The organism is Streptosporangium lutulentum (assembly GCF_030811455.1).
GTDB lineage: Bacteria > Actinomycetota > Actinomycetes > Streptosporangiales > Streptosporangiaceae > Streptosporangium > Streptosporangium lutulentum.
On sequence record NZ_JAUSQU010000001.1, the window covers coordinates 3,761,719 to 3,786,629 of the forward strand.

Here is a 24,911-nt window from a genome sequence, read left to right on the forward strand (position 1 = left end):
CATGGTGCCGGGCACCGCTTGCATCTCGCTGGGGCGCGACTTGGCGCCGGGCGCCTCTCGCCGGGGCCGGTCAGTCGACGACCGGAACGGGGTTCTGCGTCTCGTCCGCCTTGTCGAACCCTCCGCGCAGCGGGATCTCCCGGATGAAGGCCGTGGCGATCGGAACCACGACGGCGAACAGGATCGCCCACCAGAACACGCTGGAGATGGACGTCGCCAGCGACTCCAGGAAACCGGCCCGCACGGCCGGGGGCAGCTGCCGCATGGCCGCGGGGTCGAACTGGCCGCCGCCGGTGGCGAGCCTGTCCCCCACGGCGGGGCCCAGCCTGTCCGTCAGGCTGGAGGTGAGCTGATTGTTGAAGATCGCGCCGAACAGCGAGACGCCGAACGAGCCGCCGATGGAGCGGAAGAAGGTGGAGGCGCTGCTGGCGACGCCCAGGTCCTTCTGCTCCACGCTGTTCTGCGCGATCAGCATGGTGGTCTGCATCAGGAAGCCCATGCCGAGGCCGAGCACCGCGATGAACACGCCGGTCTGCCAGGAGGGTGTGTTGACGTCCATCAGGGAGAGCAGCCACATGGCGAGCGCCATGATCACGCCGCCGAGGACCGGATAGACCTTGTACCTGCCGGTTTTGGTGATGGCCCGGCCGACGAAGAGCGAGACGACCATGGAGGCGCCCATCATCGGCAGCAGCAACAGGCCGGAGTTGGTGGCCGAGGCTCCCTGGACCGTCTGCTGGAACAGCGGCAGGAAGTTGATCGCGCCGAACATGGCGAAGCCGAGCAGGAAGCCGACGATCGAGATCAGCGTGAAGTTGCGGTCGCGGAACACGTTGAGCGGCATGATCGGCTCGGCGGCGCGGCGCTCGACCGGGAGGAACAGCGCCAGCGCGACCACGGCGAGTGCCCCCAGGCCGAGGATCTGCGGCGAGGTCCACCCGTAGTCGTTGCCGCCCCAGGTGGTGATCAGGACCAGCGCGGTGATGCCGATCGACAGCAGGGCGGCGCCGAGCCAGTCGATGCGGTGTTCGGTGCGGTACGTGGGCAGCTTCAGCTTGACCGCCAGCAGGGCCAGGGCGACGAACCCGACGGGCAGGTTCACGTAGAAGGCCCAGCGCCAGTCGAGGTGGTCGGTGATGAACCCTCCGACGAGCGGGCCGGCGATCATCGCCAGCGCCATCACGGCGGCCATCAGGCCCTGGTACTGGCCCCGCTCGCGGGGCGGGACGAGGTCACCGATGATCGCCATGGCGTTGACCAGCAGACCGCCGGCGCCGAGGCCCTGGATCGCGCGGAAGGCGATGAGCTGGGCCATGCCGTCGGCGGGGCCGCCCAGCATGGCGGACCCGGCCAGGCCGCAGAGCACCGAGCCGATCATGAAGAGCACGATGGAGGCGAGGAAGATGTTCTTCCTGCCGTAGAGGTCGCCGATCTTGCCCCAGATGGGGGTCGAGACGGTGGTGCCGAGCACGTAGGCGGTGACCACCCAGGACAGGTGGGCCAGGCCGCCGAGATCGCCGAGGATGCGGGGCAGCGCCGTACCGACGATCATGTTGTCGAGCATGGCCAGGGCTATCGCGAGCATCAGGCCCGGCAGCACTACCATGACTTCACGCCGTCGCCTCGGTGCGGCTGCGGTCTCCGTCACTTCCGTCCCCCCTTTACGAGGAAAAGAATCTCTGGCTTACCTGCCGACCGGCTAGCGTCGGATACGATGGAAATGTAAGCCGCTACTTTCAGACCGTCAAGCCGATTAAGCCCAGAGGGGATTATGAGGGAACACCCGGACACCCGGACCCGCATTCAGGAGATCGCGCTGAAGCTCTTCATCGAGCAAGGGTACGAGGCGACCTCGCTTCGGGAGATCGCGGAGGCTCTCGGCGTGACCAAGGCGGCCCTCTACTATCACTTCAGGACCAAGGACGACATCGTCACCAGCCTGGCGGAGGATCGACTGCGGGCGGTCCAGGAGCTGATCGCCTGGGCCGAGACCCAGCCGCGCACCGACGAGACCCGGCGCGAGCTGATCCGCCGCTACTCCGAGGACCTGCACCGGGGACGGCACCACGAGGTCATGCGATTCTCCGAGCGCAACCAGACGGCGCTCAAGCATCACCCCGTGATGGAGAAGACCCGGGACCGGATGTTCGATCTGATCACCTTCCTCGTCGACCCGGACGACTCGACCAGCACCCGGCTGAAGAACTCGATGGCCCTGTTCTCCATGCACGCGGCCTGGTTCATGCTCAAGGACGACAAACTCCCCGACGACGAGCGCCAGGCGGCCGCCCTGGAGGTCGCGCTGGAACTCATCCAGCGGTGAGCGTGCTCATCGACCCGCCGAACTGGCCGGGTCCCCGCGATCTGCTCTGGTCACATCTGGTCAGCGACAGCTCGGCCGAGGAGCTGCACGCCTTCGCCTCGCGCCTGGGCGTGCCGCCGCGGGCGTTCGACCGCGACCACTACGACGTTCCCGAGACCGTCTACGAGCGGGCCGTCGCGCTGGGCGCGCAGGCCGTGTCCTCGCGCGAACTCGTCACCCGGCTCATCGCGTCAGGTCTGCGTCGTCGCAAAATTCGCCCTTGAATCCATGCCCTTCGCATAGACATCCCCATGTCGGGCATGACCCGCCCCTGAAGGACATAACCGCATATCAAAGGGGGAACCCATGCTCAACGACAAGACGATCGCGTTCCTCGTGGCGCCGGAGGGCGTCGAGCAGGTCGAGCTCACCGAACCGTGGAAGGCCGTCAAGCAGGCGGGTGGCACCCCCAAGCTGATCTCCACCCAACCGGGGCAGATCCAGGGGTTCAACCACCTCGACAAGGCCGACCGGTTCCCGGTGGACGCGACGGTCGACGAGATGTCGGCGTCCGACTTCGACGGGCTGGTACTGCCCGGCGGCGTCGCCAACCCCGACATGCTGCGAACCGTGCCGGCCGCCGTCCGGTTCGTGAAGGGCTTCTTCGACGCGGGCAAGCCCGTCGCGGCCATCTGCCACGCGCCCTGGACCCTCGTCGAGGCCGACGTGGTGCGCGGCCGGACGGTCACCTCCTGGCCGAGCCTCCAGACCGACCTGCGCAACGCGGGCGCGACCTGGGAGGACAAGGAGGTCGTGGTCTGCGGATCCGGCCCGAACACCCTGATCACCAGCCGTAAGCCCGACGACCTCAAGGCCTTCAACCAGGCCGCCGTCGACGCCTTCTCCGGCTGAGGCCCGCACGTCGGAATTCTCCGGCTGAGGCCCGCACGCCGGAACTCACCCGCGGTCGCGGGACGGACCGTCCCCCGGCCGCGGGGGTTCCGGAGACATCCGAACCCCGACAATCCCTGTGGCCCCTGCGGTCCCGGGGGTCCCTGGAGATCATCGCGCAGACACGATCACCTCTGTTCGGTTAGGACGACCAAGGTGGGGCAAGGCTCTAGTCGTCAGCCGTGAAGGAGGAGACTGTGGAGGCCACGATCGCGTTGCGTCTACCGCGTGACGCCGCGAGTGTTCCTGTCATCAGACAACTGCTGGACGCCTCGCTGGGTGCTCTCGGGGTGGTGCCACAGATCCGGGAGGACATCCAGCTCATGCTCTCGGAGGCGTGTTCCAACGTCATCCAGCACGCGACCCCCAGCGACGACTACATGGTGAGCACCGAACTCTGCCGTGACCGTTGCGTGATCAAGGTGGTGGACGCGGGGAACGGTTTCGACTTCCCGGGAGTGTCGTCCTCCCCGTCCCCCACCTCCGAACACGGCCGCGGCCTGCTCATCATGCAGGCGCTGGCCGACGACATCCGCTTCGTGAACAGGCACGAGCGGGGCTCGATCGTCTGCCTGGAGAAGATCCTGCACTTCGTCGAGGACGCCCCCGGTCTGTCACTGCTGCTCAGCGAGGAGCTTGAGCTCGGACAGCGCGTCCCTGAGGTAGTCGGTGACCGTCCACACGTCGGGAACCATCTCCCGGCAGGTGATCACGCCGACGTCCAGTGAGCCGTCGTAGGAGAAGACCGTGATGTTGAGTCCGCCGCTGGCGTCGGTGACCACCGAGACGGGGTGATAGGAGAGCAGCCGGGCTCCACTCACGTAGAGCGGGATCTGCGGGCCGGGAACGTTGGAGATCACAACGTTGATCGGTCCCGCGCTCCCGGCGAAGAGGTTGAAGGCCGCCCGGGCCGCCAGCCCGGTCAGGGCCGAGGGCATCATGTCGCTGAGTTCCTGGAGCCAGCGCGCCGGGGCGAGCGACGAGCGATCCTTGATCAGCTCCATCGCGTCCCGTACGGCCAGCAGCCGTTCCAGCGGATCGGCGACCTGCGTGGCCAGAGTAGTGATCATGATGGTGACCTGATTGCCCACGCTGTGGTCGCCGGGAACGCGGAGCGAGAAGGGCACCCCGGCGACGAGCGGCTGCTCGGGCAGCGCGTCGTGCTTGAGCAGCCACTGCCGCAGCGCCCCCGCGCACACGGTCATCACCACGTCGTTCACCGTGACGCCGAAGGCGTTCTTGACCTGCTTGACGTCCTTCAGCGGCAGCGTGGTGAAGGCGAACCGGCGGTGGGCGGTGATCCTGCCGCTGAAGGGCGTGCGGGGCACGGTCAGGCGGGGAAGGGCGGGCACCGGGGTGCCACCGGACAGGCGGTTGACCAGATCCCGGGTGATCCGCGAGACCAGCCCCGCTCCGGGCACCTGGGAGATCAGGGGGATCTCGTCCAGGTGCGGAACGGCGTTGATCAGGAACTTCACCGTGTTCGCCGGGTTGACGACGGCCCTGGCCACCCCTCTGGCGACCATCTCCCGGGGCTCGATCCGCTCTTCGGGCTCACCCGGAGGCGCCATCTCGATCTCGGCGGGCTCGGCCGAGGTGTCCAGCAGGGAGGCGAGCACGTCGGCGCCGGTGACCCCGTCGACAGCGGAGTGGTGGACCTTCATGTAAAGGGCCGTCCGGTCACCGGCGAGGCCGTGGATCAGGTACATCTCCCAGAGCGGGCGGCGCCGATCCAACCGGCGGGCGTGCAGCCTGGCCACCTGCTCGCCCAGCTGCTCGTCGTCGCCCGGCGCGGGGAGCGCGATCTCGCGCACGTGGTAGTCGAGGTCGATCCTGGTCTCCTCGGTCCAGTACGGATGATCCAGACCGAACGGCACGAAGACCAGCCTCCGGCGGAACGGCGCGGCCAGGTGGAGCCGCCGGGCCAGCAGCGAGACCAGGTCGCCGCGGGTCAGCCCGCCGGACAGGATCGCCAGCCCCGCGATGTTCGCGACGTTCGTCGAGGTCTCGAAATTCAGGAACTGCGTGTCCACCGCGCTGAGCTGCCGCACCGTCTACCTCCGGGAAGTCGTACTCCCATCCTGCTCCCGGGAGGTCATCAGGGCCAACACCGCCAGGGCGGCCAGCACGACCACCGAGACGATGAGCAGCGCGAGCCCGGCTATCACGAGCACGACCATGACAGTGACAATTCCGCCGATCAACTCCAGCACCGCAGAGCTGTGCCCGGTTTATGTGCCGTTACACCGCATTCCAGCGAATCAGCTTCAACGCGAGATGGAGTTCTAACCGATGCGCCCCATTCTTCAGGCTCCGCCCGGTGAGCTCCTCGATCCTTCCCAGCCGGTAGTACAGGCTGGTGCGGTGCAGGTGGAGCATCCGGGCGGTCTCCTGGGCGTCTCCCCCGCCGTCCAGGTAGGCCTCCAGCGTCACCATGAGCGCCGGATGCTCGCGCAGCGCGGCGATCGGGGTCGCGGTGGGCTCGGCGATCAGCCGGTAGACGCCCAGATCGGGCCAGCGGGCGACCGCCCCGAGCCCCGGTTCGGCCGCCGCGGCCCTGGCAGCGGCGATCGCCTCCCGGTGGGCCTCCAGGGCGGATTCGAGCTCCGGGTGGACCGCGCTGATCCCGACCTTTCCCCCGGTGCCCGCGGCCAGCCGCTCTCCCAGAGCCTGCGCGTCCTCGCGCTGGTTCAGCAGCAGCACGGCGTGCCGGTCCAGGATCGTGAAGGCCGGAGGCCGGCGCATGCGTACGAGCTCCGCGCCGACCGCCTCGCGCAGGTTCGCGGGATCACTGCGCAGGGCCAGGACGCGCAGCGGTCCCTCGCCGAGGACTCCGGCCGCCCGCCGTACGGCGATCTCTCCGGTGAGCAGGCGTCGCAGGGTGTGAGAACTCCCGCCGTCGTCGAGCAGGGCCGCGATCACGGCGGCGTCGTGGACGGCCCTGGCCTGCTCCTCGGCGTTCAGCGGGCCCGCGCCCTCGATGATCCATAGATAGCCGACGCGCCTGTCCTGGTGAAGCAGCGGCACGCAGAGCCGCGGCGCCATGCCCAGCTCCGGATTCTCCGGAAGCCGGACCGGCTCGCAGGTCTTCGTCACCCCGTGGGCCTCCTGCCAGGCCTCGACCTCGGCCGGAACCGACCGTGACAGAATGGCGTGGGCCCGGACCTGATCGACCTCGCCGTGGTGGGCGCTGTGCGCGACGACCCGGCCCTCGAGGTCGTCCACGGACATGCCCCGGCCGACGGCCACGGCCAGTGATTCAAGAAGGTCCTGAACGTCGTCCGCGATCACTCTCAGATCCTACAGATGTAGGAAGGATCTCCACCGGCGGGACGATGACTCCTCTCGGCGTGGGCCATACCGTCACACCCATCACCCCGTGAGAGGAACCGTCGTGGAGGAGCGCAGCCGGGTCGCGCCCTGGGCACCGCCCCGGGCGCAGCGACGCCTGGCGGAGCTGGAGTCCGAACTGGCCGGACTGGGCCTCGACGAGATCACCCGGCTGGTCGACGCGGTGCTGGCGGAGCACCGGGGCCGTCTGGACGAGGACGGCATCGTTCTCTACGCCGGCACCAACACCATGAGCCCGCGAGCCCGCGCGGCCCACGAGGCCTCCCTGGGCAGCCGCCCGTCGATGGGGTGGCCCGGGGACAAGCTCCAGACAGGTCTGGACGAGCTGGACGTGCTGGAGGTGCTCGCCCCGCTCCAGGTCGCGGCGGTGATGGGGGGCGAGTTCGCCGAGGTGAGGCTGCAGAGCGCGACGCTGGCCAACCTCGCCTGCTACAGCGCCCTCACCCTGCCGGGCGACACGATCGCGGTGCTGCCCGCGAACGCCGGCGGCCACACCAGCCACCACGCCCAGGGCGCGGCCGGGATCCGCGCCCTGCGAGTGGTCGACCTGCCCTACGACGCCGGGCGGTTCGACGTCGATCACGCCGCCCTGCCGGCGTTCCTGCGCAGGCACCGGCCCACGCTGGTGGTGATCGGGGCGAGCCTGATGCTGTTCCCCCACGACGTGGCCCGGATCCGGAAGGCGTGTGACGAGGTGGGGGCGTTCCTGGTCTACGACGCCTCGCACACGGCCGGGCTGATCGCGGCCGGCCGGTTCCAGCGACCGCTGGACGAGGGCGCGCACCTGGTGACCATGTCCACCTACACGTCCTTCGGCGGCCCGCCGGGCGCGGCCGTCGTGACCCGCGACGAGAACCTCGCGCGCCGGGTGTCGACGGCCGCCTATCCCGGGCTGACCGCCAACTACGACGCCTCCCGGCTGGCCCCGCTGGCCGTCGCCGCCGCCGAGCACGCCGCCGGGGGCCCCGGTTACGCCGACCGCTGCATGGCCGGCGCCGCCTCCCTGGCCGCGGCGCTGGACGGCGAGGGCTTCACCGTGGCGGCCGCCGATCTGGGCTGGACCGCCTCCCACCACGTGGCGGTGGACGCCGCCGCGTTCGGCGGCGGGGGCGGCGCGGCCCGGCTGCTGGCCGAGGGCGGCGTCTACCTCAGCGGCGTCGGCCTGCCCGGCCAGGCTCCCGGCGAACCCCCGCGCGGCCTGCGGATCGGCACCCAGGAGGTGACCCGACGAGGCTTCGGCCCCGGCGGCATGCGCGAGATCGCGGTCCTGATGCGCCGTCTGCTGATCGACCGCCAGGACCCGCTCAAGGTGCTGCAGGACACGGTGGCCCTGCGCCGTTCCATCCCATGATCCCGGACCGGCCCGCTCGACCCCCAGGGGCCTGCCCCTCTGGCGGGCCGGTCCGTTCTCGCCTCACCGCCGCGCGGAAGGGGCGCGCTCCGTCGGAGCTCCGCGACAGGACGTACGGGACGAAGATCCGTACGATGGCCGTCGGCGGTTCCGGATCGCGGCGGCAGATGCCCGAAAGGATCGCGCGGACGCCCGGACACGGCGTACCGTCTTGCCATGTGCCGGAGCATCAAGACCCTTCGCGAGCCCTACACCAGCGACGTGACCGACGACGACGTGCGAGCCGCGGCGCTCCAGTACGTCCGCAAGGTGTCGGGTTTCCGCTCCCCTTCCGCCCGTAACGCCGAGGCCTTCGACCGGGCCGTGGACGCCATATCCGCCGCGACCCGGATCCTGCTCGACGACCTCCGGCTCAAGCACGTCTCCCGGGCCGAGGCCGGCGTCGACCAACCCGGCTGATCTCCGTCAAGGACGGGTCACACGGTCATCTCCGCGTCACGAGCCAGCGCCAGCGCGGGATCTCGGTGACGAGGCAGGCCGCCGCGAGCACGCTCACCACGATCGCGATCGCCGGGTACCAGGCGGCCCAGGAGGAGATCACGGCGGCGGCCAGTTGCATGAGCACCAGGGCGATGGTCACCGCCCCGGGCACCGCGATCATCCCGTGTGCCTTGTCGCCGGGGGTGGTGAACACCGTCGGCAGGCCGATGAGCACCACGACCGACAGGATCGCGAGCGGAATGGAGAAGGACCACAGGGCCCACGGGGTCGCGATCCAGGCGACGAGTTCGGAGGAGGCGCGGAAGACGGACGCGAGACGGCTGTCGGGTGACTGTCCACCTGGACCGGTTCGCTGATTCGGCACGGGCGCACTTTTCCATGTTTCATGGGATAAATCCACATAAATGGTGCGTCCAAAATGTCGTGCTCCGTGCGTTTCTCAGCCCTTGATACCGGTGTGGGCGATGCCCTGGATGAACTGACGCTGCAGGAAGACGAAAACGGCGATGACGGGCAGGGAGGCGACCAGCGAACCCGCCATCAGGACCGGATAGTCGGTCCTGAACTGCCCCTGGAGGGAGGCCAGTCCGGCCGAGAGCGTCATCCGCTCGGGATCGGTGTTGACCACCAGCGGCCAGAGCAGGTCGTTCCACGACCACAGCAGCACCAGGACCGACAGCGCGACCAGCCCGGGCCTGGCCAGCGGCAGCATGATCGACCAGTAGATCCGCAGCGGCCCCGCGCCGTCGAGACGGGCCGCCTCCTCCAGCTCGCGGGGCAGCCCGAGGAAGAACTGCCTCAGCAGGAAGACCCCGAAGGCGCTGAACAGGCCGGGGACGATGAGCGCCTGCAGGGTGTTGAGCCAGCCGAGCGACAACATGATCTCGTACTGCGGGATGACGAACAGCTGCGGCGGAACCATCAGCACCGACAGGAACACCCCGAACAGCAGGCCCCGGCCGGGGAATCGGAGCCGGGCGAAGGCGTAGGCGGCCATCGAGGACAGCAGCACCTGCCCGACCGTCCGGCCGGCCGCCATCAGCACGGTGTTGAGGAACTGGTGGCCGAAGGGCAGCAGCTCGAACATCCGGCCGTAGTTCTCCCAGCGCCCCTCGGGCAGCAACGAGGGAGGCACCCGGGTGGCACCGCTCAGCGTTTTGAGCGAGGTGACGATCTGCCAGGCGAACGGCGTCACCATCACCAGGGAAGCGGCGATCAGCGCCACGTGCGCGCCGAGACGGGCCCTGGGCTCACGCATAGTGCACCCACCGTCGTTGCAGCCGGAACTGGACGGCCGTCATCGCGGTGATGAGGAGGAGCAGCATCACCACGATCGCCGCCGCGTAGCCGCGGTCGTTGGTGACGAAGGCCCTGTCGTAGAACAGCTGGACCACCGTCTGGAGCCGGGGGAAGGCGGGGTTGGCACGCGCCGCCGGCCCCGATCCGGCCATCACGTAGACGAGGTCGAACAGTTGCAGGGACCCGATCACCGAGATGATCGAGACGAAGAACGCCGTCGGTGACAGCAGGGGCAGCGTGACCCTGAAGAACTGGGTGATCCGGCCGGCGCCGTCGATCTCGGCCGCCTCGTAGTACTCCCGGGGGATCGCCTGCATCCCGGCCAGGAAGATGATCAGGTTGTAGCCGAGGCCGCTCCAGATCCCCACGGCCGCGAGGGCGTACAGGGCGGTGGCGGGGTCGGCCACCCAGTGCGGCCCGTCGACGCCGACCAGGGACAGGCCGTGGTTGATCAGGCCGTAATCGCCGTTGTACAGCCATCTCCACGCCATGGCGACGGCGACGGGCATGGTGACCACCGGCAGGAAGAACAGCGTGCGGTACACCCCGGCCCCGCGCAGTCCTCTCTGGTTGAGCAGCGCGGCGAAGACGATGGCCAGCGGGATCCCGGCGAGTCCCAGCGCCGTGTAGCCCAGGGTGTTGACCAGCGCCCGGCCGACCTCCGGATCCGCGAGGAGCCGGGCGTAGTTGTCGAGTCCCGTCCAGGTGTGACCGCCGAAGTATCCCCACTCGGTCAGCGAGAAGTACGCGGTCTGCAGGACCGGCCAGAGATGGAACACGGCGAGGCCGATCCCGGTGGGGGCGATGAACGCGTATCCCCACAGCGCTTCGGCGACCCGCCCGCGTCCCCGGCCCCCCGGGTGGCGGGGCTTCCTGTCGGGGGGCGCGCCGCGCTCGGCACGGGCGTCACCCGATCGCGTCGTGAGCGTCATGTCGCTACCCGGAGCGGGGCTTTCGTCGATGTCACCCGGAGCGGGGCACTCGTCGACGTTCCCCGGAGCGGGGCGTTCATGATCTCTCCCTGGACAGCAGGGCGTTCATCTCCGCCGCCAGGCCGGCGGCGGCCTCCTCGACCGGCACCTCGCCGGTCCAGGCCCTGGCGAGGTGGGTGAGCTCCGACTCGTTCCAGGCGGCGGTGTTCGCGGACACCGGGTACGGCACGCCGTAGGCCACCGCGTCCACGAAGGTCCGCAGGTCGAACTCCGGGTGCGCGCTCACCCAGGCGTCCTGCGTGCCGGTGTGGGCCGGCATCGGGCCCTTCCTGCCGAGGATGTCCGCGGCCTGCCTGGAGCCGAGGAACCTCACGAACTGCCAGGCCTCCTCGGGGTGCCCGGTCGTGGCCGACACGACGTTGGCGACCCCGTGGATGACCGTGGCCCGCCTCTCGCCCCTGGGCAGGGGCGCCACGTCCACCCTGCCCCTGGTGTAGGCGTTGGCGGAGAACTCCGCGACGTTCCACGAACCGCCCCAGTACATGGCGATCTTTCCCACCTCGAACAGCTGGAGCGGGACCGTGTCGGTCATGCTCATCAGGTCGGGCGACCGCCCCGCCCTGATCAGGTCGGTCCAGAACCGCAGTCCCGCGATCGTCCTCGGGTCGTCGTAGCCGGATCTCCTCCCGTCCGGGGAGATCACGTGTCCCCCGGCCTGGGCGATCGTGTTGTACTGGCACTCCTGGAAGCTGCCGAGCATCGCCGCGGTGCCGTACACGCCCGCGGCCGGATCGGTCAGCCTGGCCGCGGCGGACTGGAAGTCGGCCCAGGTCCAGTCGTCCGCGGGATGGGCGACGTCCTTGGCGTCGAACAGCGCCTTGTTGTACCAGACACCGATCGTGTCCATGTCCTTGGGCAGGCCGAAGCGCTCGCCGTTCAGGGTGTACAGGTCCACCAGCGGCCTGGGATAGACCGACAGGTCCACCCCGTCCCTGGCGATCTCCTTCTCCAGCGACCGGAGCATCCCGTTGGAGGCGTAGAGCCGGAAGTTGGGGCCGTTCATCCAGAAGACGTCGGGCGCCGCTCCGCCGCCGGCCGCGGCCCTGAGCCTGGTCCAGTAGTCGGTCCAGGGGGCGAGCTGGACGTCGATCGTGACGTCCGGGTGGGTCCTGGTGAACTCCCTGCCCAGCTCGTCCATCACGGGTCTCTGGCTGTTGTCCCAGATCGCGTACGACAGCGTGATCCTGTCACGGCCGCCCGCGGCGTCGGACTCGCCGTCGCCCGAACACGCGGAGACGACCAGCAGCACGCCCAGCAGGGCCGCGCCGAACCGCGTCGACTTCCGCATTCCCGATCCTCCCGTGAACGAGGCGCGCCGCCCGCCCCGCGTTCCACGCCGGTCCCCGGCCGGCCGCCCCCTGCCGTGACCACGAGCTTCAACTAATCATGGAGTCCATGGAAATTAAGTCAAGGTTCGACTCGGTCGCGGGACCGTCCACCCGCCAGGAATTGTTTCGGCGAGGCGAGCTCGCCTCGCCTGTGCAGCACCGAGTCGACGTGGTTCAGCGCCAGGCGGACCGCGCCGAGCGCCACTCCCTCGTCGCCGAAGCCGGACACGCGGACCTCTGGAGTGCGGATGCACCAGCGGTCCAGTTCGCGGCGGAACGGTTCGAGGATCAGATCCCCCGACCGGGAGAACCCTCCTCCGATCACGACCAGTTCGGGGTCGAGCGCGAGGACCAGCGCCGAGGCGCCGACCGCGATGTCCCTGACGTAGCGCCGCACGGCCGAGGCCGCCTTGCGGTCCCCGCCCCGGGCGGCCAGGAAGACGTCCTCCATCACCGTGTCGGGATCGGCGTGGGAGCCGTCGCCCGTCCAGGATCTCAGGTGGTCCGGGGCCTGGACCCACCTCGCCGCGGGAAGCGAGCCGATCTCGCCCGCGGCGTTGCCGAACCCCCGGTGCAGCTTCCCGTCGATGATCAGACCCGCGCCGGTGCGCAGGCCCGCGAGGATGAAGACCACGTCCTTGGCGTACCTGGCCACTCCGCGCCAGGACTCGGCCAGCGCCGCGATCTTGCTGTCGTTCTCCACCAGGACGGGGCCGCTCACCAGCCGCCCGACGTGGGAGGCCACATCGACGCCCGTCCACTCCGGCAGCGCCTCCGACAGCATGACCCGCCCGGTCGCGTCGACCAGGCCCGTCGTCGCGACACCCGAGGCCCACACCTCGGTGGCCGCCAGGCCCGCGTCGGCCAGGACCGCGTTGACGGTCCGGTCCACGGCGGCCAGCCGTTGCCTGCGTCCCATCTTCAGCGTGACGGCGGTCCTGGCGGTGTGCGTGACGGCGCCGTCGAGGTCGGCCACCAGTGCCAGGATCTTGTGACCGCCGATGTCGACGCCGAGAACCCGGCCCGCGTCCGAATGGAACCGGTAGCGGCGGGCCGGACGTCCCACCGTGCCCGCGGTGGGCTCGGCCTCGGTCATCCAGCCGTGCTCCAGCAGCTCGCGGACCACGTCCTCGGTGGAGGCGCGGGACAGTCCCGTCCGCCGGGCGACCTCGGTGAGCGTGAGCGCCCGCTCTCCGCGTAAGACCCCGATGACCGCGAGAGCGTTGAGCCGGCGGAGCCGGGAGAGGTCTCCCCCGCTCAGGCCTTCGTCCATCGCGCCCCCTTGAGATCCGCTTCATTACGACTAATAATGGTGGACTCCAGCGTAATTATGGAGGGAAAGGTCCACATGTCTGGGGTGACTCTAGCCCTCGTCGGGGCCGGGCTACGCGGGCAGTCCTACGCGCGGCACGCACTGGCGGCGGGCACCGGGCGGGTGGTCGCGATCGCCGAGCCGGATCACCACCGCCGCGAGAGCGCGGCGGCCGAGTTCGGGGTCCCCCCTGAGCAGGTGTACGCCGACTGGGCCGACCTCGCGGCGGCGGGGCGGCTGGCCGACGCGGCCGTCGTCGCCACCCAGGATCAGCTGCACACCGCCCCCGCCGTACGGCTGGCCGATCTGGGCTATCACCTCCTCCTGGAGAAGCCCATGGCCACCAGCGAGCGCGAGGCGGCCGCGATCGCCGACGCGGCCCGGCGCAACAAGATCATGTTGGCCGTCTGCCACGTCCTGCGCTACACGCCGTACACGCGGACGCTCAAACGGCTGCTCGGCGAGGGCCGCATCGGCCGGCTGGTCAGCGTCCAGCACCTGGAGCCCGTCGGATGGTGGCACCACGCCCACTCCTTCGTCCGGGGCAACTGGCGCCGCGAGGACACCTCCGCGCCCATGCTCCTGACCAAGTCCTGCCACGACATCGACTGGCTCATCCACCTGTTCGGCGACACACCAGCCAAGATCAGCTCTTTCGGCGACCTGAACCACTTCCGGGCGGAGGAGCGCCCCGCCGAGGCCGCGGACCGCTGCGTCGACTGCCCGATCGAAGCGGACTGCCCGTACTCGGCGAAAAGGCTCTACCTCGGCTGCCTCGGCGATCCCGCCCGCGAGTTCTGGCCCCTGAGCGCGGTCACCGAGAAGCACACCGAGGCCGGCGTGCTGGAGGCACTGCGCACGGGACCGTACGGCCGCTGCGTCTACGCCTGCGACAACACCGTCGTGGATCACCAGGTGGTCAACATGGAGTTCCCCGGCGGGGCCACCTGCTCGTTCACGATGAGCGCCTTCACGCCCATGGAGCACCGCCGCACCAGACTGCTCGGCACCCGGGGCTACATCGACGGCGACGGCCGCACCCTGCGCCTGGTCGACTTCCGGACGGGAGACGAGGAGAGCATCGACGGCCACGGCGGCTCCGGTTCGTCCGCCGCCGACGGCCACAGCGGCGGCGACAGGGCGCTCACCGAGGCCTTCCTCGCCGCCGTCTCCACCGGCGACCCCACCCTGCTCTCCTCCGACGCGGCCACGAGCCTCGCCACCCATCGCGTCGTGTGGGCCGCCGAACGCGCCCGGACCACGAACACCGTCGTTCACCTGGACAGGCAGGGACTCGCGTGAGGAAGGAACGCCGCATGACCCCTCACGCCGGGACCGGGACCGCCTCACGGCCCGAGCGCCGGCGCCGCGCCGCGGCGGGGCGGACGGTGTGATCGTCACCGTCACCCTGAACGCGGCCCTCGACGTCACCTACCGGATCGATCAGGTCGACTGGAACGGCGTCAACCGCGTCCAGAGCCCCCACCGCCGTGCGGGCGGCAAGGGCGTCAACGTGGCCCGCGTCCTGGCCGCCCTCGGCCACGACGTCCTGGTCCTCGGTCTCGCCGGAGGCCCCACCGGGCAGGCCCTCGCGATCGACCTCACCGCCTCCGCGCTCCCGCACGCCCTGACGGCCGTCGACGCCGACTCCCGCACCACCCTCACCGTCACCGGGCTTTCGGGGACGACCCTGTTCAACGAGCCGGGGCCGCTGGTGACGCCGGAGGAGCTCGGGCGGTTCCTCGACGGGTTCGACGAGGCGCTCACCGGGGCCGCCGCCGTCGTGCTCTCCGGAAGCCTGCCGCGCGGGGTTCCGGCCGACTTCTACGCGACGCTGGCCGCCCGCGCGGCCGATCGCGGGATCCCGGCACTCGTGGACGCCGACGGTGAGGCCCTCAGGCACGCCCCCACCGGGCGTCCCTCCATCGTCAAGCCGAACCTGGAGGAACTCGCACGGGCATCCCCCGCCGGGGCCACGGGGCCCGAACGGCAGGCGGAGCTGATGAGAGAGGCGGGCGCGGCGGCCGTGGTGGTCTCCATGGGGCACGACGGGCTGGTGGCCGTCACGGCCGAGGGGACCTGGCGCGCGCGCATGCCGTACAGGGTGGCGGGCAATCCGACGGGGGCGGGCGACGCCCTCGTGGCGGGGCTGGCGATGGGGGTGGTGGAGGGAACGCCGTGGCCGGAGAGGCTGAGGCTGGCCGCCGCCCTGGGTGCCGCCGCCGTGGCCACGCCCGTGGCGGGCGAGATCGACCACGGGACGTTCCAGGACGTCCATCGCCGGATCAACGTGTCCTAGATCGGAGTTCATCATGCCCGTGGCCGGTATCGGCGACATCATCGGCGGCGCCCGGACCGGGGTCGGCGCCTTCAACGTCATCCAGCTGGAACACGCGGAGGCGATCGTCACGGGAGCGGAGGCGGCCGGGGTCCCCGTCGTCCTGCAGATCAGCCAGAACTGCGTGCGCTACCACGGCGCGCTGGCCCCGATCGCCCTGGCCTCGCTCGCCGTGGCCCGCGCCGCGTCGGTGCCGGTGGCGGTCCATCTCGACCACGCCACCGACCGGGCGCTGGTCGAGGAGGCGGTGGCGCTCGGCGTCGGCTCGGTGATGTTCGACGCCTCGGCACTGCCCGATCAGCAGAATCTGGTCTGCACCGCCGAGATCGCCGCCTGGTGCCACGAACGTGGCGTCTGGGTGGAGGCCGAGCTGGGCGAGGTGGGCGGCAAGGACGGAGTGCACGCGCCCGGCGCCCGCACCGATCCGCACCAGGCGTCCGCCTACGTGAGCAGGACGGGCGTGGACGCCCTGGCGGTGGCGGTCGGCACCTCGCACGGCATGACCACCAAGGACGCCGTGCTGGATCTCGCTCTGATCGCCGAGCTGCGCGCCGCCGTACCGGTCCCGCTCGTGCTGCACGGCTCCTCGGGCGTGCCCGACGACACGTTGCGCGAAGCCGTACGGCACGGCATGAAGAAGATCAACATCGCGACCCATCTGAACAGGGCGTTCACCCGTGGAATCCGCGATCACCTGGCCGCCGACGACAAGGTCGTCGACTCCCGCAAATATCTCGGGCGCGGCCGTGACGCCGTCGCCCGCGAGGTCACCCACCTGCTCAGGGTGCTGACCGGGCCCCATCCGCCCCTGCCGTGACGGGGCCGCCCCATCCGGGAGACGCTCTCAGGTGTCTCCCGGATGGGGCGGCCCCGGATCCCGCCCGCGGCTCAGCCGACCCAGACGGTCTTGAGGTTGCAGAACTCGCGGATGCCGTGCGCGGACAGCTCCCGGCCGTAGCCCGAGTTCTTGACACCGCCGAACGGCAGCTCGGGATAGGAGACGACCATCCCGTTGATCGTGACGACGCCCGCCTCCAGGTCGGCGATGAAACGCTCCTGCTCGCCCTCGTCGGTGGTCCAGGCGTTGGAGCCGAGCCCGAAGTCGGTGGCGTTGGCCAGCGCGAGCGCCTCGTTGATGTTCTCCACCCGGTACAGCGAGGCCACCGGGCCGAACGCCTCCTCCGAGAAGATCCGCATCGAGGGGGTGACCTCGGCGACCACGGTCGGCTGGTAGAACCAGCCCGGCCGGTCGGGAGTGAATCCCCCGCACAGCACGCGCGCCCCGCGGACGACCGCGTCGGTCACGAGCGACTCCAGATCGTCACGCCCCTGCTCGGTGGCGAGAGGCCCCACGTCGGTCGACTCGTCCGCCGGGTCTCCCACGCGCAGCGCCTCCATCCGCGCCACGAACCGCTCGGTGAAGTCGGCGTACACGTCGGCGTGCACGATGAAACGCTTGGCCGCGATACAGGACTGGCCGTTGTTCTGCACCCGCGCGGTGACCGCGGTGGACACGGCGCCGTCGAGGTCGGCGGACGGCATCACGATATACGGGTCCGAACCGCCCAGTTCCAGAACGGTCTTCTTGACCTCGCTGCCCGCGATCGACGCGACCGACCGGCCGGCCGGCTCGGACCCGGTCAGGGTGGCGGCCACCACCCGCCGGTCGCGCAGCACCCGCTCGACCTGCTCGGACCCGATGAGCAACGTCTGGAAGCAGCCCCGGGGGAAACCCGCCCTGGTGAACAACTCGCCCAGGTAAAGCGCGGTCTGCGGCACGTTCGAGGCGTGCTTGAGCAGCCCCACGTTGCCGGCCATCAGCGCCGGGGCGGCGAACCGCATCGCCTGCCACAGGGGGAAGTTCCACGGCATCACCGCGAGCACCGGCCCCAGCGGCTGGTAGCGCGCGTAAACCCGCCGCGCTCCCACGGCGGATGCGTCCGCCGGTTCGTCGGCCAGCAAGGCCTCGGCGTGGTCGGCGTAGAAACGCATTCCCTTCACGCACTTGGCCACCTCGCTCCGGGCCTGGGCCAGGGGTTTTCCCATCTCGGTGGTCATCATCCGGGCCACCCGCTCCTGCTCCGACTCCAGCAGGTCCGCGGTGCCGTGCATCCAGGCCGCCCGCTGTTTGAAGTCGGTGGCCCGGTAGGTCTCGAACTCCGCGGCGGCGAGCGCGAGCCGTTCGTCCAGCTCCTGCTCGCTCAGCGGTTCGAAGGTTTTCAGCGTCTCCCCGGTGGTGGGATTGATCGTCGCGATCGCCATCGGTACCTCCTCGGCAACCCTCGCCCTCGGACAACGGGGCGGTCGGGCTTGAGAGCTCCCGGACGGGGGCCGGTCCGCGGCACGGCCCGCGCCTGCGAGAACGGACCGGCCTTCCACGGCCTCGGCCACACGCGGCACGGGCGGGAGCCCGCGAAAGTCGGCGTCCCGTCCCTTATGTCCAGTATCCCTCTCTCCGCTCCCTGAGCGGTGAGAGGGAATCGGACACCGGCCACGTGCCCCTTTTCGAGGGCTTTACACGATCACCCGGTGATGGAGCCCACCGGCCGGCGATCAGTCCCGGACGCGGGAGGAGCGGAAGAGCCGGGCCACGAACATGACCACCACGGCCACCAGACCGATGATCAGAGCCCACTTGAGCAGTCCGAAGATGATGCCCAGGAGCGAGCCGAGCAGGAAGAAGGCGAGCACCACGGCCGCCACGATCAACAGAATTCGTCCCATGCCCACCACGCTATGCGCCGGTACGGCCCGGCGGCAGAGGTGCGGGCCAAAGTCAGGGACAAGCCAGGGTCAGGCCTTAGGGACTGTCCGGCAAATGATCAGGGTTCGCGACCGGACGATCGGCCGTGGCGGGCCGGACCCTCTCTTCGGCTCCGGCCCGGACGCGAGCGATCATGGGCTTCTCGGACCCTCAGCGAAGGATCAGCTCGTACTCGATCTGCTCGACCGGGTTGCCGTCACCGAAGTCGTGGCCGCGGACCGCACCCGACTCCGTGAAGCCGCTCTTGGCGTAGAAGCGGCGGGACTGGGGCGTGTCACGTAGCGTCCACAGATGGATCCGCCCGAAGCCGTCCTCGCGCATCCCTCGCAGGGAGGCGGTCATCAGGGCACTCGCGACCCCGCTTCCCCAGCCGTCCGGGTGACCGTAGAAGCCGAAGATCTCCGCTGACTCCGGCCGCTCCGATGAGGAGCCGAAGTAGGAGTAGGCCAGCGAGCGCCCGTCCAGGGCGGCCAGCAGGACCGTGTCCTTGCCCTCGGCGAGCACGTCGTGCCATTTGTGGCGCCGCCGCCTTACCGCTTCGGCGAAGAACTCCGGAGAGAAGAAGCCGGCGTAGGCGGCCTTCCACGACTCCGCGTGGATCTCGCCGACCACATCCCCGTCGCCCGGGGAAGCCGGGAACACCGTGAAGTCTCTGGTCACAAGATCACAGTATCGAGCTCGGTACACTCTCGCAAAGAAAAAGCAGTTGCACATTACAGTAACTGCAAATAATTTGCAGGAAAAGACGATCTCGGCCCGGCCTCCGAGAGGCGCGCATGCTCGTCCGTCCTCCCGGGTGGTGGCAACGATCTATCCCCTGGACGCGCCGGCGGACCCGGCTGAGCGCTCCGCCTCAGGTTCCGAGGCCGGCGCCGACGGCGAGATCGCGACTGCGCTGACGCCGAAAGAGCGGTGCCCCGGTCCCGCGTTCAGGAGACACGACGTCGATACGCTCGCTGGAAGCGGGCCTGGGGCGTGGAAGTCCCGCAAAATACGGCAAGTAGCCGACAGGGCCGATGAGGACCTATGCCTTCGAAGCGCACTGGGCCTCGCGCACAGGAGTGATGATCTCGTCGACGAGCCGCTGTGCGACCTGTGCGGGGTAGGGGCTTCGCAGGCTGAGCACGATGTGTGTCAGGCCGGCGGCGATGAGATCCAGGATCGCCTTGCGGTCACCGGCGGGGTCGTCGTAGGAGACGATGTACTGCACGGAGCGGGTGATCGCCCGCGGGTCCCGGCCGATGGCCTCGCAGTGTGCGTCCAGGACGCGGCCGCGCTGGACGATGTAGTCGAGGGTGTTGTGCGGGGGGCCGGGGATGTTCCAAATGTCCGCCTGCTCGGCCACCAGGCGCAGGGTCCGGGTCCCCCAGCCGCCGACCAGCAGCGGTGGGCCCGGTCGCTGGACGGGCTTGGGCTCGTTGCGGTTGCCCTTGAGGGTGTAGTGGCGACCGTGGAAGTCGAAGACGTCCCGCGTCCACATGGACTTGAGGATGGCGATGGTCTCCGCCAGGCGGGCGATGCCCTCGGCCGGTGGGACCAAGGTCAGGCCGTAGGCGTCGTACTCCGCGACGGCGGGGTTCTCACCTGCGACGCCTCCGGCGTTGGGCGGTTGACGAGTGCCGCCCACGCCGAGGCCCATGACCAGACGGCCCCGGGAGATCACGTCGACCGTCGTGGCGATCTTGCCCAGGACGGCGGGCTGACGGATTCGATTGCTCGTGACCAGGAGCCCCAGCCGCAGTCGCCGGGTCTGCGCGGCGAGGGCGCTCAGAAGCGTCCACCCTTCGAGGATCTGCCCGTCCCTCGGGCCCGCGATCGGCATCAGGTGGCCCCACAGCCATGCGTCCGTAATCTGCGGCAGGGCGTCGGCCTCCTGCCACACGCGCAGGATCTCCTCGTAGGAGACGCGCATCGGGGTGGTCTTGATGCCGAACGTCACCCCGCCCTGGTGTTGGTCGCTCACGATGTGTACGCGCCCTTCGACTCGACGTGCCACCGCCTGGAGGTGGCAGTTCCGTCACTATAGCCGATCGTCAGCGAAGCTGACTATCAGCGCTCGGGTAAGATGCTGGGCATGACCGGCGACGCACCGTCCAATCCCCTCGCCTCCCGTTTGGGCTATCTGCTCAAGCACGCATATCTGCAACTGACCGAGGCGTCCGCGCACGCGCTGGCGCCATTCGGAATCGACGGCCGCGAGCTGGCGATCCTGGCCGTGCTCGCGACCGAATCCCCGCTGTCCCAGCTGGAGGCGGCCGGCAGACTCGGCGTCGACCGCACGACGATGGTGGCGCTCGTCGACGCGCTGGAAGGCAAGGGCCTCGTCGAGCGCCACCGCAGTGCCCAGGACCGGCGCAAGAACACCGTGCAGCTGACACCGGCGGGCCAGGACCGCCTACGCCGGGCCGAGCACGCCCGCCAGGAGATGGAGCGTCAGTTCCTCGCCCCGCTCTCCGGCTCGGACGCGGACCGCTTGGTCCGCGCCCTGCGGACCCTGGTCATCACCCCGAAGGCCGCTGACTGACGTCCGGGGACGCGCGGCCTGGCACCCGGTCGGGCCGTGGCCGCCGTGCCCGGCCGTTCGGCGCGTCCGCGTCCCTCCTTCTCCGGCCTCGTCAGAACGTAGGCGACGCCGAGCGCTCCCCCGGCGCCGAGGACGACGGCCACGGCCGAGGGGATCGCGAGGGACGCGCCGGCCAGCGCGGTGACGGGCAGGCACAGGGCCACGGACGCGGCGAGCACGCCCCCGAGCCGGCCCAGCCAGGCGATGAGCGGCGACAGGGGAATGCGCGCCGGCACCGGGAGGTGAGCCGCGAGGGCGGCCATGGCGTGGTGGATGTAGAGGAGCGCCCCGATCGCCAGCGCCACGATCCAGGACGGGGCGTAGCCGTACACGACGGTGGTCAGCAGCCAGGCCACCACGGTGGCGACCTCCAGGGAGAGCACCCAGGGGCTTTCCGGCTCCGCGGCCGCGAGCAGGCCGATCAGGGCGGCGAACAGCGGCATCACGATCCCGGCGCGGTAGTCCGGCGGCATCGCGACGAGCAGGGCCGCGGTTCCGCAGGCCCACACCATCGCCCGCCAGCTCAGCGAGTGCAGCGTGCTCATCGCGACACCGCGGCGATCCGGGCGACGTCTCGCAGGACCGCGTCCAGGCTGCCCGAGCCACGCCAGACCTCGACCGGAACCCCGGCCTCACGCAGGCGGCCGATGATGTTCTCGCGTTCCAGACGCCAGAGCCGCTCGGCCAGGTCCGACCACTCGGTCCCGGTCCGGTGGTGAAGTCCGGCGGGCAGGGTGTCGACCGCGATCAGGGAGCGGCGGGTGCGGGCCAGGGTGGCCAGGGCCGTGGCGCTGCGCGGGTCCAGGAGCGGGGTCAGCATGATGATCAGGGCGTTCGAGGCAGGCCGGCCGGCGAGCGGCGGGCGGTCGCCGAGCGCGTCCCAGCCTCCGGGCATGACCCTGGTGTCGGCCAGCCAGGCGAGCTGGGCCAGGTAGTGCCGCCGGCCCGTGCCGGGACGCAGCCTCCGCAGCCGGGGCCCGAGCTCCGTCAGGGAGACCCTGTCACCCTGACGGGTGTAGTGCTCGGCGATCGCGGCGGCGGCCCGGACCGTGGCGTCCAGCACGCTCGCCGTACCGTCGTCGCCGCCCGCCTCGTGCAGGACGTCCAGCAGCAGCACGATCTCGGCGTCGCGTTCGGGCCGGGTGGCGTTGACGTACGGCTCGCGGGTGCGCAGGGTGGTCCGCCAGTCGATGCGGCGCAGCCGGTCGCCCGGCCGGTAGGGCCGCACCCCGGCGAGCTCACCGCCCTCGCCGGACCGGCGGGAGCCGTGGATCCCGGACATCCCGTCGGCTCGGGGCACGAAGGCGTGCGAGGCGAAAGGCTCGGCGGACGGCAGGGCCCGCACGGTCCTGGGGGGCAGCACCAGCTCGGGGAACTCCAGGAGCCCGTCGCAGGCGATCACCCGGACCCGTACCGGTCCCAGCGAGTGGACGCCCCAGCGCCGGGCCGTACCGGCGAGGGTCACCTCGGCGGGCACCTCCGCGACGTGGTGCCCGACGTCCTGGTCGAGGCCGGGCGAGAAGACGGGGCTGACCACGCACAGCGCCGAGGGGTCACCGTCCACGGTGACCGAGGCGCTGACGTCGCCGCCCTCCACGATGTCGGTGTCGTCGAGGCGCATGGCCGCCCGGGGCGGCCCCGCCGGCCGGGAGCGCAGGGTGAGGGCCGTGCCCAGGGCGAACGGCACGGCCATGACCAGCAGGTCCACCCGGCCGAGTGTCGTCGCGAGCAGGCACAGCCCGGCGCTGAGGACGACGGCACGCCGCAGCGCCGGAGTGGAGGTCCACATCACGTGCCACCGGTGTAGGCGGGAAGGTGCCCGGAGGCGGGGGCGGGGGTGCGGGCGCAGATCTCCTCGACGATCGAGATGGGGTCGACGCGGCGGAGCCACGTCTCCGGGCGGAGGCCGATCCGGTGGGACAGCGCGGCGGGGGCGACCCGCTTGACGTCTTCGGGGATGACGTAGTCGCGGCCGTCGAGCACCGCGCAGGCGCGGGCGGTCAGCAGGAGGGCGAGCGAGCCGCGGGGGGAGGCGCCGAGGAGGAGCTGGGGGTGGTCTCGGGTGGCGGACACGAGGTCGACGATGTAGCGGCCGACCGAATCCTCCACAGCCACGTCCTCCAGCGCCCGCTGCATCTCCTTCAGGGTGGCGGCGTCCACGACGGGTTCGAGCGTGGTCTCCTCGGTACGGCGGGCCATCCGGCGCCCCAGGATCGCCCACTCCTCCTCCGGGGACGGGTAACCGAAGGACACCCGCAGCAGGAACCGGTCGAGCTGGGCCTCGGGCAGGGGGTAGGTGCCCTCGTACTCGATCGGATTGGCGGTGGCGAGCACGTGAAACGGCGCCTCCAGCGGATACGTGACGCCCTCGACGCTGACCTGGTGTTCCTGCATGGCCTCCAGCAGCGCCGCCTGCGTCTTGGGCGGGGTGCGGTTGATCTCGTCGGCGAGCAGCAGGTTGGTGAAGACCGGGCCCTCGCGGAAGACGAAGTCGCCGTCGCGCTGGTTGTAGAGGAACGAGCCGGTCACATCGGCCGGCAGCAGGTCGGGGGTGAACTGCAGGCGGGTGAAGTCCAGGCCGAGGACCTGCGCGAAGCAGCGGGCGGTGAGGGTCTTGGCCAGGCCGGGAAAGTCCTCCAGCAACACGTGGCCGCCGGCCAGGATCCCGGCCAGTACCAGTTCCAGGGCGTCGCGCTTGCCGACCACGACGGTGTTGACCCGGTCGATCACCTCGCCCGCGTGCCTGCCGACGTCGGCGAGTTCCATGTCTATATCTCCTCGATGCGCGCGATCAGGCGGGCCAGCTCGGCGCGGGTCGGGACCGCCGTCAGGGGGACGGTGATCAGTTCGTGCAGTTCGGCGCCCAGGATCTCCGCGGCGCGGGCGGGTCCGGTCGTGCCGTGTCGCCGGCGGAGCCGTTCCACGACGAGTTCGGCCAGGCGGCGCTGGACGAGCGAGTGGAACCTCGGCAGGTCGTCCCGGGTGGAGGCGAGCCGGTGCTCCCACCACCGGACCGCGGCGAACGCCCGGTCCGCCGCCTCCGCGGCGCGGGTCGCCTGAGGCGGTGCGGGCGGCCTCGACGAGACGACCGGGATCCGGCGGACGATCACGACGGCCAGCGTGACGGCGACGGCCAGGATCCCGAGATGCCACAGGACGACCGTCACGGTGACAGCTCCGCGTCCACCTCGGCCAGCGCCCGCCGGGCCGTGACGCGCAGCGCGCCGGTCACCTCGTGCGGGGCGTACCGCGCCTGGCGGTAGGCGTCGGCGAGGCGGCCCAGCGCGGTTTCGCCCACCCGGTGCGCGGCGAGCAGCCGGGTGACCAGGTCGGCGGCGGTGTCGGCGGCCAGTCGCGGGGTTCCGGCCCCGGCGGCCACGTGTTCCAGCCGGAGCCAGCAGGCGATCACCGCGCGGCGTGGGTCGTCCCCGGCGTCGAGGTCGGACAGGGCCGCCCGGAGCGCGGCCCGCACCTCGCCGGCGGCGGCCACCGGTTCCTCCCGTGCGGGCTCCCGTGCCGGGCGGGTGGCGGGCGGGCGATCGTCCGAACGGGTGAGCATCCGGATCAGCATGACGATCATGGGCGCGGCGATCACGGCGCCGATCACGACCAGGGCCCAGAAGGAGAACTCTCCCATCGGGTCGTCCCCCACGGGCAGGACGCCGATGCTCCGATCCAGGACCGGGGCGGGGCTCCGCCCGTCGAGATCCGGGACGAGGACGTCCAGGTCGAGAGCGGCGTCGAGCCGGATTCCGCCCGCGGCGAGCCCGACGGCCGCCAGCCCCACCATGACCAGGGCGAACGGCATCCACCGATGCCACCAGACCGGTAGTGAGCTTCTCAAACGGAGCATATCGCC

At 70.6% G+C, this 24,911-nt stretch carries 28 protein-coding genes; 10 read left to right on the forward strand and 18 right to left on the reverse strand.

Annotation, left to right across the window (positions count from 1 at the left end):
* Positions 1-70: 70 nt before the first annotated feature.
* Positions 71-1,606, reverse strand: coding sequence for an MDR family MFS transporter (locus J2853_RS16830; protein WP_307558992.1), 1,536 nt, complete (start codon positions 1,604-1,606; stop codon positions 71-73).
* Positions 1,607-1,771: 165 nt separating this feature from the next.
* Between J2853_RS16830 and J2853_RS16835 the strand changes: the two genes are divergently transcribed.
* From J2853_RS16835 to J2853_RS16850, 4 genes are all read left to right on the forward strand, one after another.
* Entirely contained in the window at positions 1,772-2,323 is a 552-nt protein-coding gene (locus J2853_RS16835; RefSeq protein WP_307558994.1) for a TetR/AcrR family transcriptional regulator, read from the forward strand.
* Positions 2,320-2,586 carry a DUF4031 domain-containing protein gene (locus tag J2853_RS16840; protein WP_307558995.1) on the forward strand — a complete coding sequence of 89 codons (267 nt, stop codon included), beginning with the start codon at positions 2,320-2,322 and terminating at the stop codon, positions 2,584-2,586. The genes J2853_RS16835 and J2853_RS16840 overlap by 4 nt, the downstream gene beginning before the upstream one ends.
* A gap of 82 nt (positions 2,587-2,668) precedes the next feature.
* Positions 2,669-3,214: a type 1 glutamine amidotransferase domain-containing protein gene (locus tag J2853_RS16845; RefSeq protein WP_307558997.1), complete on the forward strand. Its 546-nt coding sequence runs from the start codon at positions 2,669-2,671 to the stop codon at positions 3,212-3,214.
* Positions 3,215-3,450: 236 nt separating this feature from the next.
* On the forward strand, positions 3,451-3,981 hold the full coding sequence (locus J2853_RS16850) for an ATP-binding protein (protein ID WP_307558999.1): 531 nt from the start codon (positions 3,451-3,453) through the stop codon (positions 3,979-3,981).
* Here the strand turns inward: J2853_RS16850 and J2853_RS16855 are convergent.
* From J2853_RS16855 to J2853_RS16865, 3 genes are all read right to left on the reverse strand, one after another.
* Positions 3,868-5,304: a WS/DGAT/MGAT family O-acyltransferase gene (locus J2853_RS16855; RefSeq protein ID WP_307559001.1), complete on the reverse strand. Its 1,437-nt coding sequence runs from the start codon at positions 5,302-5,304 to the stop codon at positions 3,868-3,870. The genes J2853_RS16850 and J2853_RS16855 overlap by 114 nt on opposite strands.
* Before the next feature lie 3 nt (positions 5,305-5,307).
* Positions 5,308-5,433: a hypothetical protein gene (locus tag J2853_RS16860; RefSeq protein WP_307559003.1), complete on the reverse strand. Its 126-nt coding sequence runs from the start codon at positions 5,431-5,433 to the stop codon at positions 5,308-5,310.
* A gap of 61 nt (positions 5,434-5,494) precedes the next feature.
* The gene (locus J2853_RS16865; protein ID WP_307559004.1) at positions 5,495-6,544 is read right to left on the reverse strand and encodes a PucR family transcriptional regulator; all 1,050 of its coding nucleotides are present in this window, start codon (positions 6,542-6,544) and stop codon (positions 5,495-5,497) included.
* Positions 6,545-6,647: 103 nt separating this feature from the next.
* Here J2853_RS16865 and J2853_RS16870 point away from each other — a divergent pair, with 103 nt between their 5' ends.
* Both J2853_RS16870 and J2853_RS16875 read left to right on the forward strand, forming a co-directional pair.
* Entirely contained in the window at positions 6,648-7,955 is a 1,308-nt protein-coding gene (locus J2853_RS16870) for a glycine hydroxymethyltransferase (protein ID WP_307559006.1), read from the forward strand.
* A gap of 216 nt (positions 7,956-8,171) precedes the next feature.
* Complete coding sequence (locus tag J2853_RS16875; RefSeq protein ID WP_307559008.1) at positions 8,172-8,414, forward strand: DUF2277 domain-containing protein; 243 nt, start codon at positions 8,172-8,174, stop codon at positions 8,412-8,414.
* A 25-nt stretch (positions 8,415-8,439) separates the two neighbouring features.
* Here J2853_RS16875 and J2853_RS16880 read toward each other — a convergent pair whose 3' ends face one another.
* The 5 genes from J2853_RS16880 to J2853_RS16900 form a co-directional block, all read right to left on the reverse strand.
* Positions 8,440-8,820 carry a hypothetical protein gene (locus J2853_RS16880; RefSeq protein ID WP_307559009.1) on the reverse strand — a complete coding sequence of 127 codons (381 nt, stop codon included), beginning with the start codon at positions 8,818-8,820 and terminating at the stop codon, positions 8,440-8,442.
* A gap of 75 nt (positions 8,821-8,895) precedes the next feature.
* Positions 8,896-9,714 carry a carbohydrate ABC transporter permease gene (locus tag J2853_RS16885; protein ID WP_307559011.1) on the reverse strand — a complete coding sequence of 273 codons (819 nt, stop codon included), beginning with the start codon at positions 9,712-9,714 and terminating at the stop codon, positions 8,896-8,898.
* Positions 9,707-10,687 carry a carbohydrate ABC transporter permease gene (locus J2853_RS16890; protein ID WP_307559013.1) on the reverse strand — a complete coding sequence of 327 codons (981 nt, stop codon included), beginning with the start codon at positions 10,685-10,687 and terminating at the stop codon, positions 9,707-9,709. The genes J2853_RS16885 and J2853_RS16890 overlap by 8 nt, the downstream gene beginning before the upstream one ends.
* Positions 10,688-10,763: 76 nt before the next feature.
* On the reverse strand, positions 10,764-12,035 hold the full coding sequence (locus tag J2853_RS16895) for an ABC transporter substrate-binding protein (RefSeq protein ID WP_307559015.1): 1,272 nt from the start codon (positions 12,033-12,035) through the stop codon (positions 10,764-10,766).
* A 119-nt stretch (positions 12,036-12,154) separates the two neighbouring features.
* Positions 12,155-13,348, reverse strand: coding sequence for an ROK family transcriptional regulator (locus J2853_RS16900; protein ID WP_307559016.1), 1,194 nt, complete (start codon positions 13,346-13,348; stop codon positions 12,155-12,157).
* A 75-nt stretch (positions 13,349-13,423) separates the two neighbouring features.
* On the opposite strand from J2853_RS16900, the gene J2853_RS16905 reads away from it, so the two are divergent.
* From J2853_RS16905 to J2853_RS16915, 3 genes are all read left to right on the forward strand, one after another.
* The gene (locus tag J2853_RS16905) at positions 13,424-14,689 is read left to right on the forward strand and encodes a Gfo/Idh/MocA family protein (protein ID WP_307559018.1); all 1,266 of its coding nucleotides are present in this window, start codon (positions 13,424-13,426) and stop codon (positions 14,687-14,689) included.
* An 88-nt stretch (positions 14,690-14,777) separates the two neighbouring features.
* The gene (locus J2853_RS16910; RefSeq protein ID WP_307559022.1) at positions 14,778-15,686 is read left to right on the forward strand and encodes a 1-phosphofructokinase family hexose kinase; all 909 of its coding nucleotides are present in this window, start codon (positions 14,778-14,780) and stop codon (positions 15,684-15,686) included.
* Positions 15,687-15,699: 13 nt separating this feature from the next.
* Positions 15,700-16,542: a class II fructose-bisphosphate aldolase gene (locus tag J2853_RS16915; protein WP_307559023.1), complete on the forward strand. Its 843-nt coding sequence runs from the start codon at positions 15,700-15,702 to the stop codon at positions 16,540-16,542.
* 71 nt (positions 16,543-16,613) lie between these two features.
* On the opposite strand, the gene J2853_RS16920 is transcribed toward J2853_RS16915, so the two are convergent.
* The 4 genes from J2853_RS16920 to J2853_RS16935 form a co-directional block, all read right to left on the reverse strand.
* On the reverse strand, positions 16,614-17,987 hold the full coding sequence (locus tag J2853_RS16920; protein ID WP_307559025.1) for an NADP-dependent succinic semialdehyde dehydrogenase: 1,374 nt from the start codon (positions 17,985-17,987) through the stop codon (positions 16,614-16,616).
* A gap of 291 nt (positions 17,988-18,278) precedes the next feature.
* Complete coding sequence (locus tag J2853_RS16925; protein WP_307559027.1) at positions 18,279-18,449, reverse strand: hypothetical protein; 171 nt, start codon at positions 18,447-18,449, stop codon at positions 18,279-18,281.
* A 190-nt stretch (positions 18,450-18,639) separates the two neighbouring features.
* On the reverse strand, positions 18,640-19,149 hold the full coding sequence (locus J2853_RS16930) for a GNAT family N-acetyltransferase (RefSeq protein WP_307559029.1): 510 nt from the start codon (positions 19,147-19,149) through the stop codon (positions 18,640-18,642).
* 364 nt (positions 19,150-19,513) lie between these two features.
* The gene (locus tag J2853_RS16935; protein ID WP_307559031.1) at positions 19,514-20,452 is read right to left on the reverse strand and encodes an LLM class flavin-dependent oxidoreductase; all 939 of its coding nucleotides are present in this window, start codon (positions 20,450-20,452) and stop codon (positions 19,514-19,516) included.
* A 111-nt stretch (positions 20,453-20,563) separates the two neighbouring features.
* Here J2853_RS16935 and J2853_RS16940 point away from each other — a divergent pair, with 111 nt between their 5' ends.
* On the forward strand, positions 20,564-21,013 hold the full coding sequence (locus J2853_RS16940; RefSeq protein WP_307559033.1) for a MarR family winged helix-turn-helix transcriptional regulator: 450 nt from the start codon (positions 20,564-20,566) through the stop codon (positions 21,011-21,013).
* On the opposite strand, the gene J2853_RS16945 is transcribed toward J2853_RS16940, so the two are convergent.
* From J2853_RS16945 to J2853_RS16965, 5 genes are read right to left on the reverse strand one after another with little or no spacing between them, the layout of a single operon-like run.
* A complete protein-coding gene (locus J2853_RS16945; RefSeq protein WP_307559035.1) occupies positions 20,923-21,597 on the reverse strand; it encodes a hypothetical protein in 675 nt (224 codons plus the stop codon). The genes J2853_RS16940 and J2853_RS16945 overlap by 91 nt on opposite strands.
* A complete protein-coding gene (locus J2853_RS16950; protein ID WP_307559038.1) occupies positions 21,594-22,841 on the reverse strand; it encodes a DUF58 domain-containing protein in 1,248 nt (415 codons plus the stop codon). The genes J2853_RS16945 and J2853_RS16950 overlap by 4 nt, the downstream gene beginning before the upstream one ends.
* Positions 22,841-23,818, reverse strand: a complete 978-nt coding sequence (locus tag J2853_RS16955) for an AAA family ATPase (protein WP_307559039.1) — start codon at positions 23,816-23,818, stop codon at positions 22,841-22,843. The genes J2853_RS16950 and J2853_RS16955 overlap by 1 nt, the downstream gene beginning before the upstream one ends.
* A gap of 2 nt (positions 23,819-23,820) precedes the next feature.
* A complete protein-coding gene (locus tag J2853_RS16960) occupies positions 23,821-24,219 on the reverse strand; it encodes a hypothetical protein (protein ID WP_307559040.1) in 399 nt (132 codons plus the stop codon).
* A complete protein-coding gene (locus tag J2853_RS16965) occupies positions 24,216-24,860 on the reverse strand; it encodes a DUF4129 domain-containing protein (RefSeq protein ID WP_307559042.1) in 645 nt (214 codons plus the stop codon). Before J2853_RS16965 ends, J2853_RS16960 begins: the two co-directional genes overlap by 4 nt.
* Positions 24,861-24,911: the final 51 nt, after the last annotated feature.

Coding starts and splice junctions, on each gene's coding strand:
- J2853_RS16915 (WP_307559023.1), top strand. CDS start 15,700: ATGCCCGTGGCCGGTATCGGCGACATCATCGGCGGCGCCCGGACCGGG.
- J2853_RS16905 (WP_307559018.1), top strand. CDS start 13,424: ATGTCTGGGGTGACTCTAGCCCTCGTCGGGGCCGGGCTACGCGGGCAG.
- J2853_RS16890 (WP_307559013.1), bottom strand. CDS start 10,687: ATGACGCTCACGACGCGATCGGGTGACGCCCGTGCCGAGCGCGGCGCG.
- J2853_RS16860 (WP_307559003.1), bottom strand. CDS start 5,433: ATGGTCGTGCTCGTGATAGCCGGGCTCGCGCTGCTCATCGTCTCGGTG.
- J2853_RS16835 (WP_307558994.1), top strand. CDS start 1,772: ATGAGGGAACACCCGGACACCCGGACCCGCATTCAGGAGATCGCGCTG.
- J2853_RS16845 (WP_307558997.1), top strand. CDS start 2,669: ATGCTCAACGACAAGACGATCGCGTTCCTCGTGGCGCCGGAGGGCGTC.
- J2853_RS16895 (WP_307559015.1), bottom strand. CDS start 12,035: ATGCGGAAGTCGACGCGGTTCGGCGCGGCCCTGCTGGGCGTGCTGCTG.
- J2853_RS16965 (WP_307559042.1), bottom strand. CDS start 24,860: ATGCCGTTCGCCCTGGTCATGGTGGGGCTGGCGGCCGTCGGGCTCGCC.
- J2853_RS16955 (WP_307559039.1), bottom strand. CDS start 23,818: ATGGAACTCGCCGACGTCGGCAGGCACGCGGGCGAGGTGATCGACCGG.
- J2853_RS16920 (WP_307559025.1), bottom strand. CDS start 17,987: ATGGCGATCGCGACGATCAATCCCACCACCGGGGAGACGCTGAAAACC.
- J2853_RS16885 (WP_307559011.1), bottom strand. CDS start 9,714: ATGCGTGAGCCCAGGGCCCGTCTCGGCGCGCACGTGGCGCTGATCGCC.
- J2853_RS16925 (WP_307559027.1), bottom strand. CDS start 18,449: ATGGGACGAATTCTGTTGATCGTGGCGGCCGTGGTGCTCGCCTTCTTC.
- J2853_RS16950 (WP_307559038.1), bottom strand. CDS start 22,841: ATGTGGACCTCCACTCCGGCGCTGCGGCGTGCCGTCGTCCTCAGCGCC.
- J2853_RS16875 (WP_307559008.1), top strand. CDS start 8,172: ATGTGCCGGAGCATCAAGACCCTTCGCGAGCCCTACACCAGCGACGTG.
- J2853_RS16830 (WP_307558992.1), bottom strand. CDS start 1,606: ATGGTAGTGCTGCCGGGCCTGATGCTCGCGATAGCCCTGGCCATGCTC.
- J2853_RS16940 (WP_307559033.1), top strand. CDS start 20,564: ATGACCGGCGACGCACCGTCCAATCCCCTCGCCTCCCGTTTGGGCTAT.
- J2853_RS16945 (WP_307559035.1), bottom strand. CDS start 21,597: ATGAGCACGCTGCACTCGCTGAGCTGGCGGGCGATGGTGTGGGCCTGC.
- J2853_RS16900 (WP_307559016.1), bottom strand. CDS start 13,348: ATGGACGAAGGCCTGAGCGGGGGAGACCTCTCCCGGCTCCGCCGGCTC.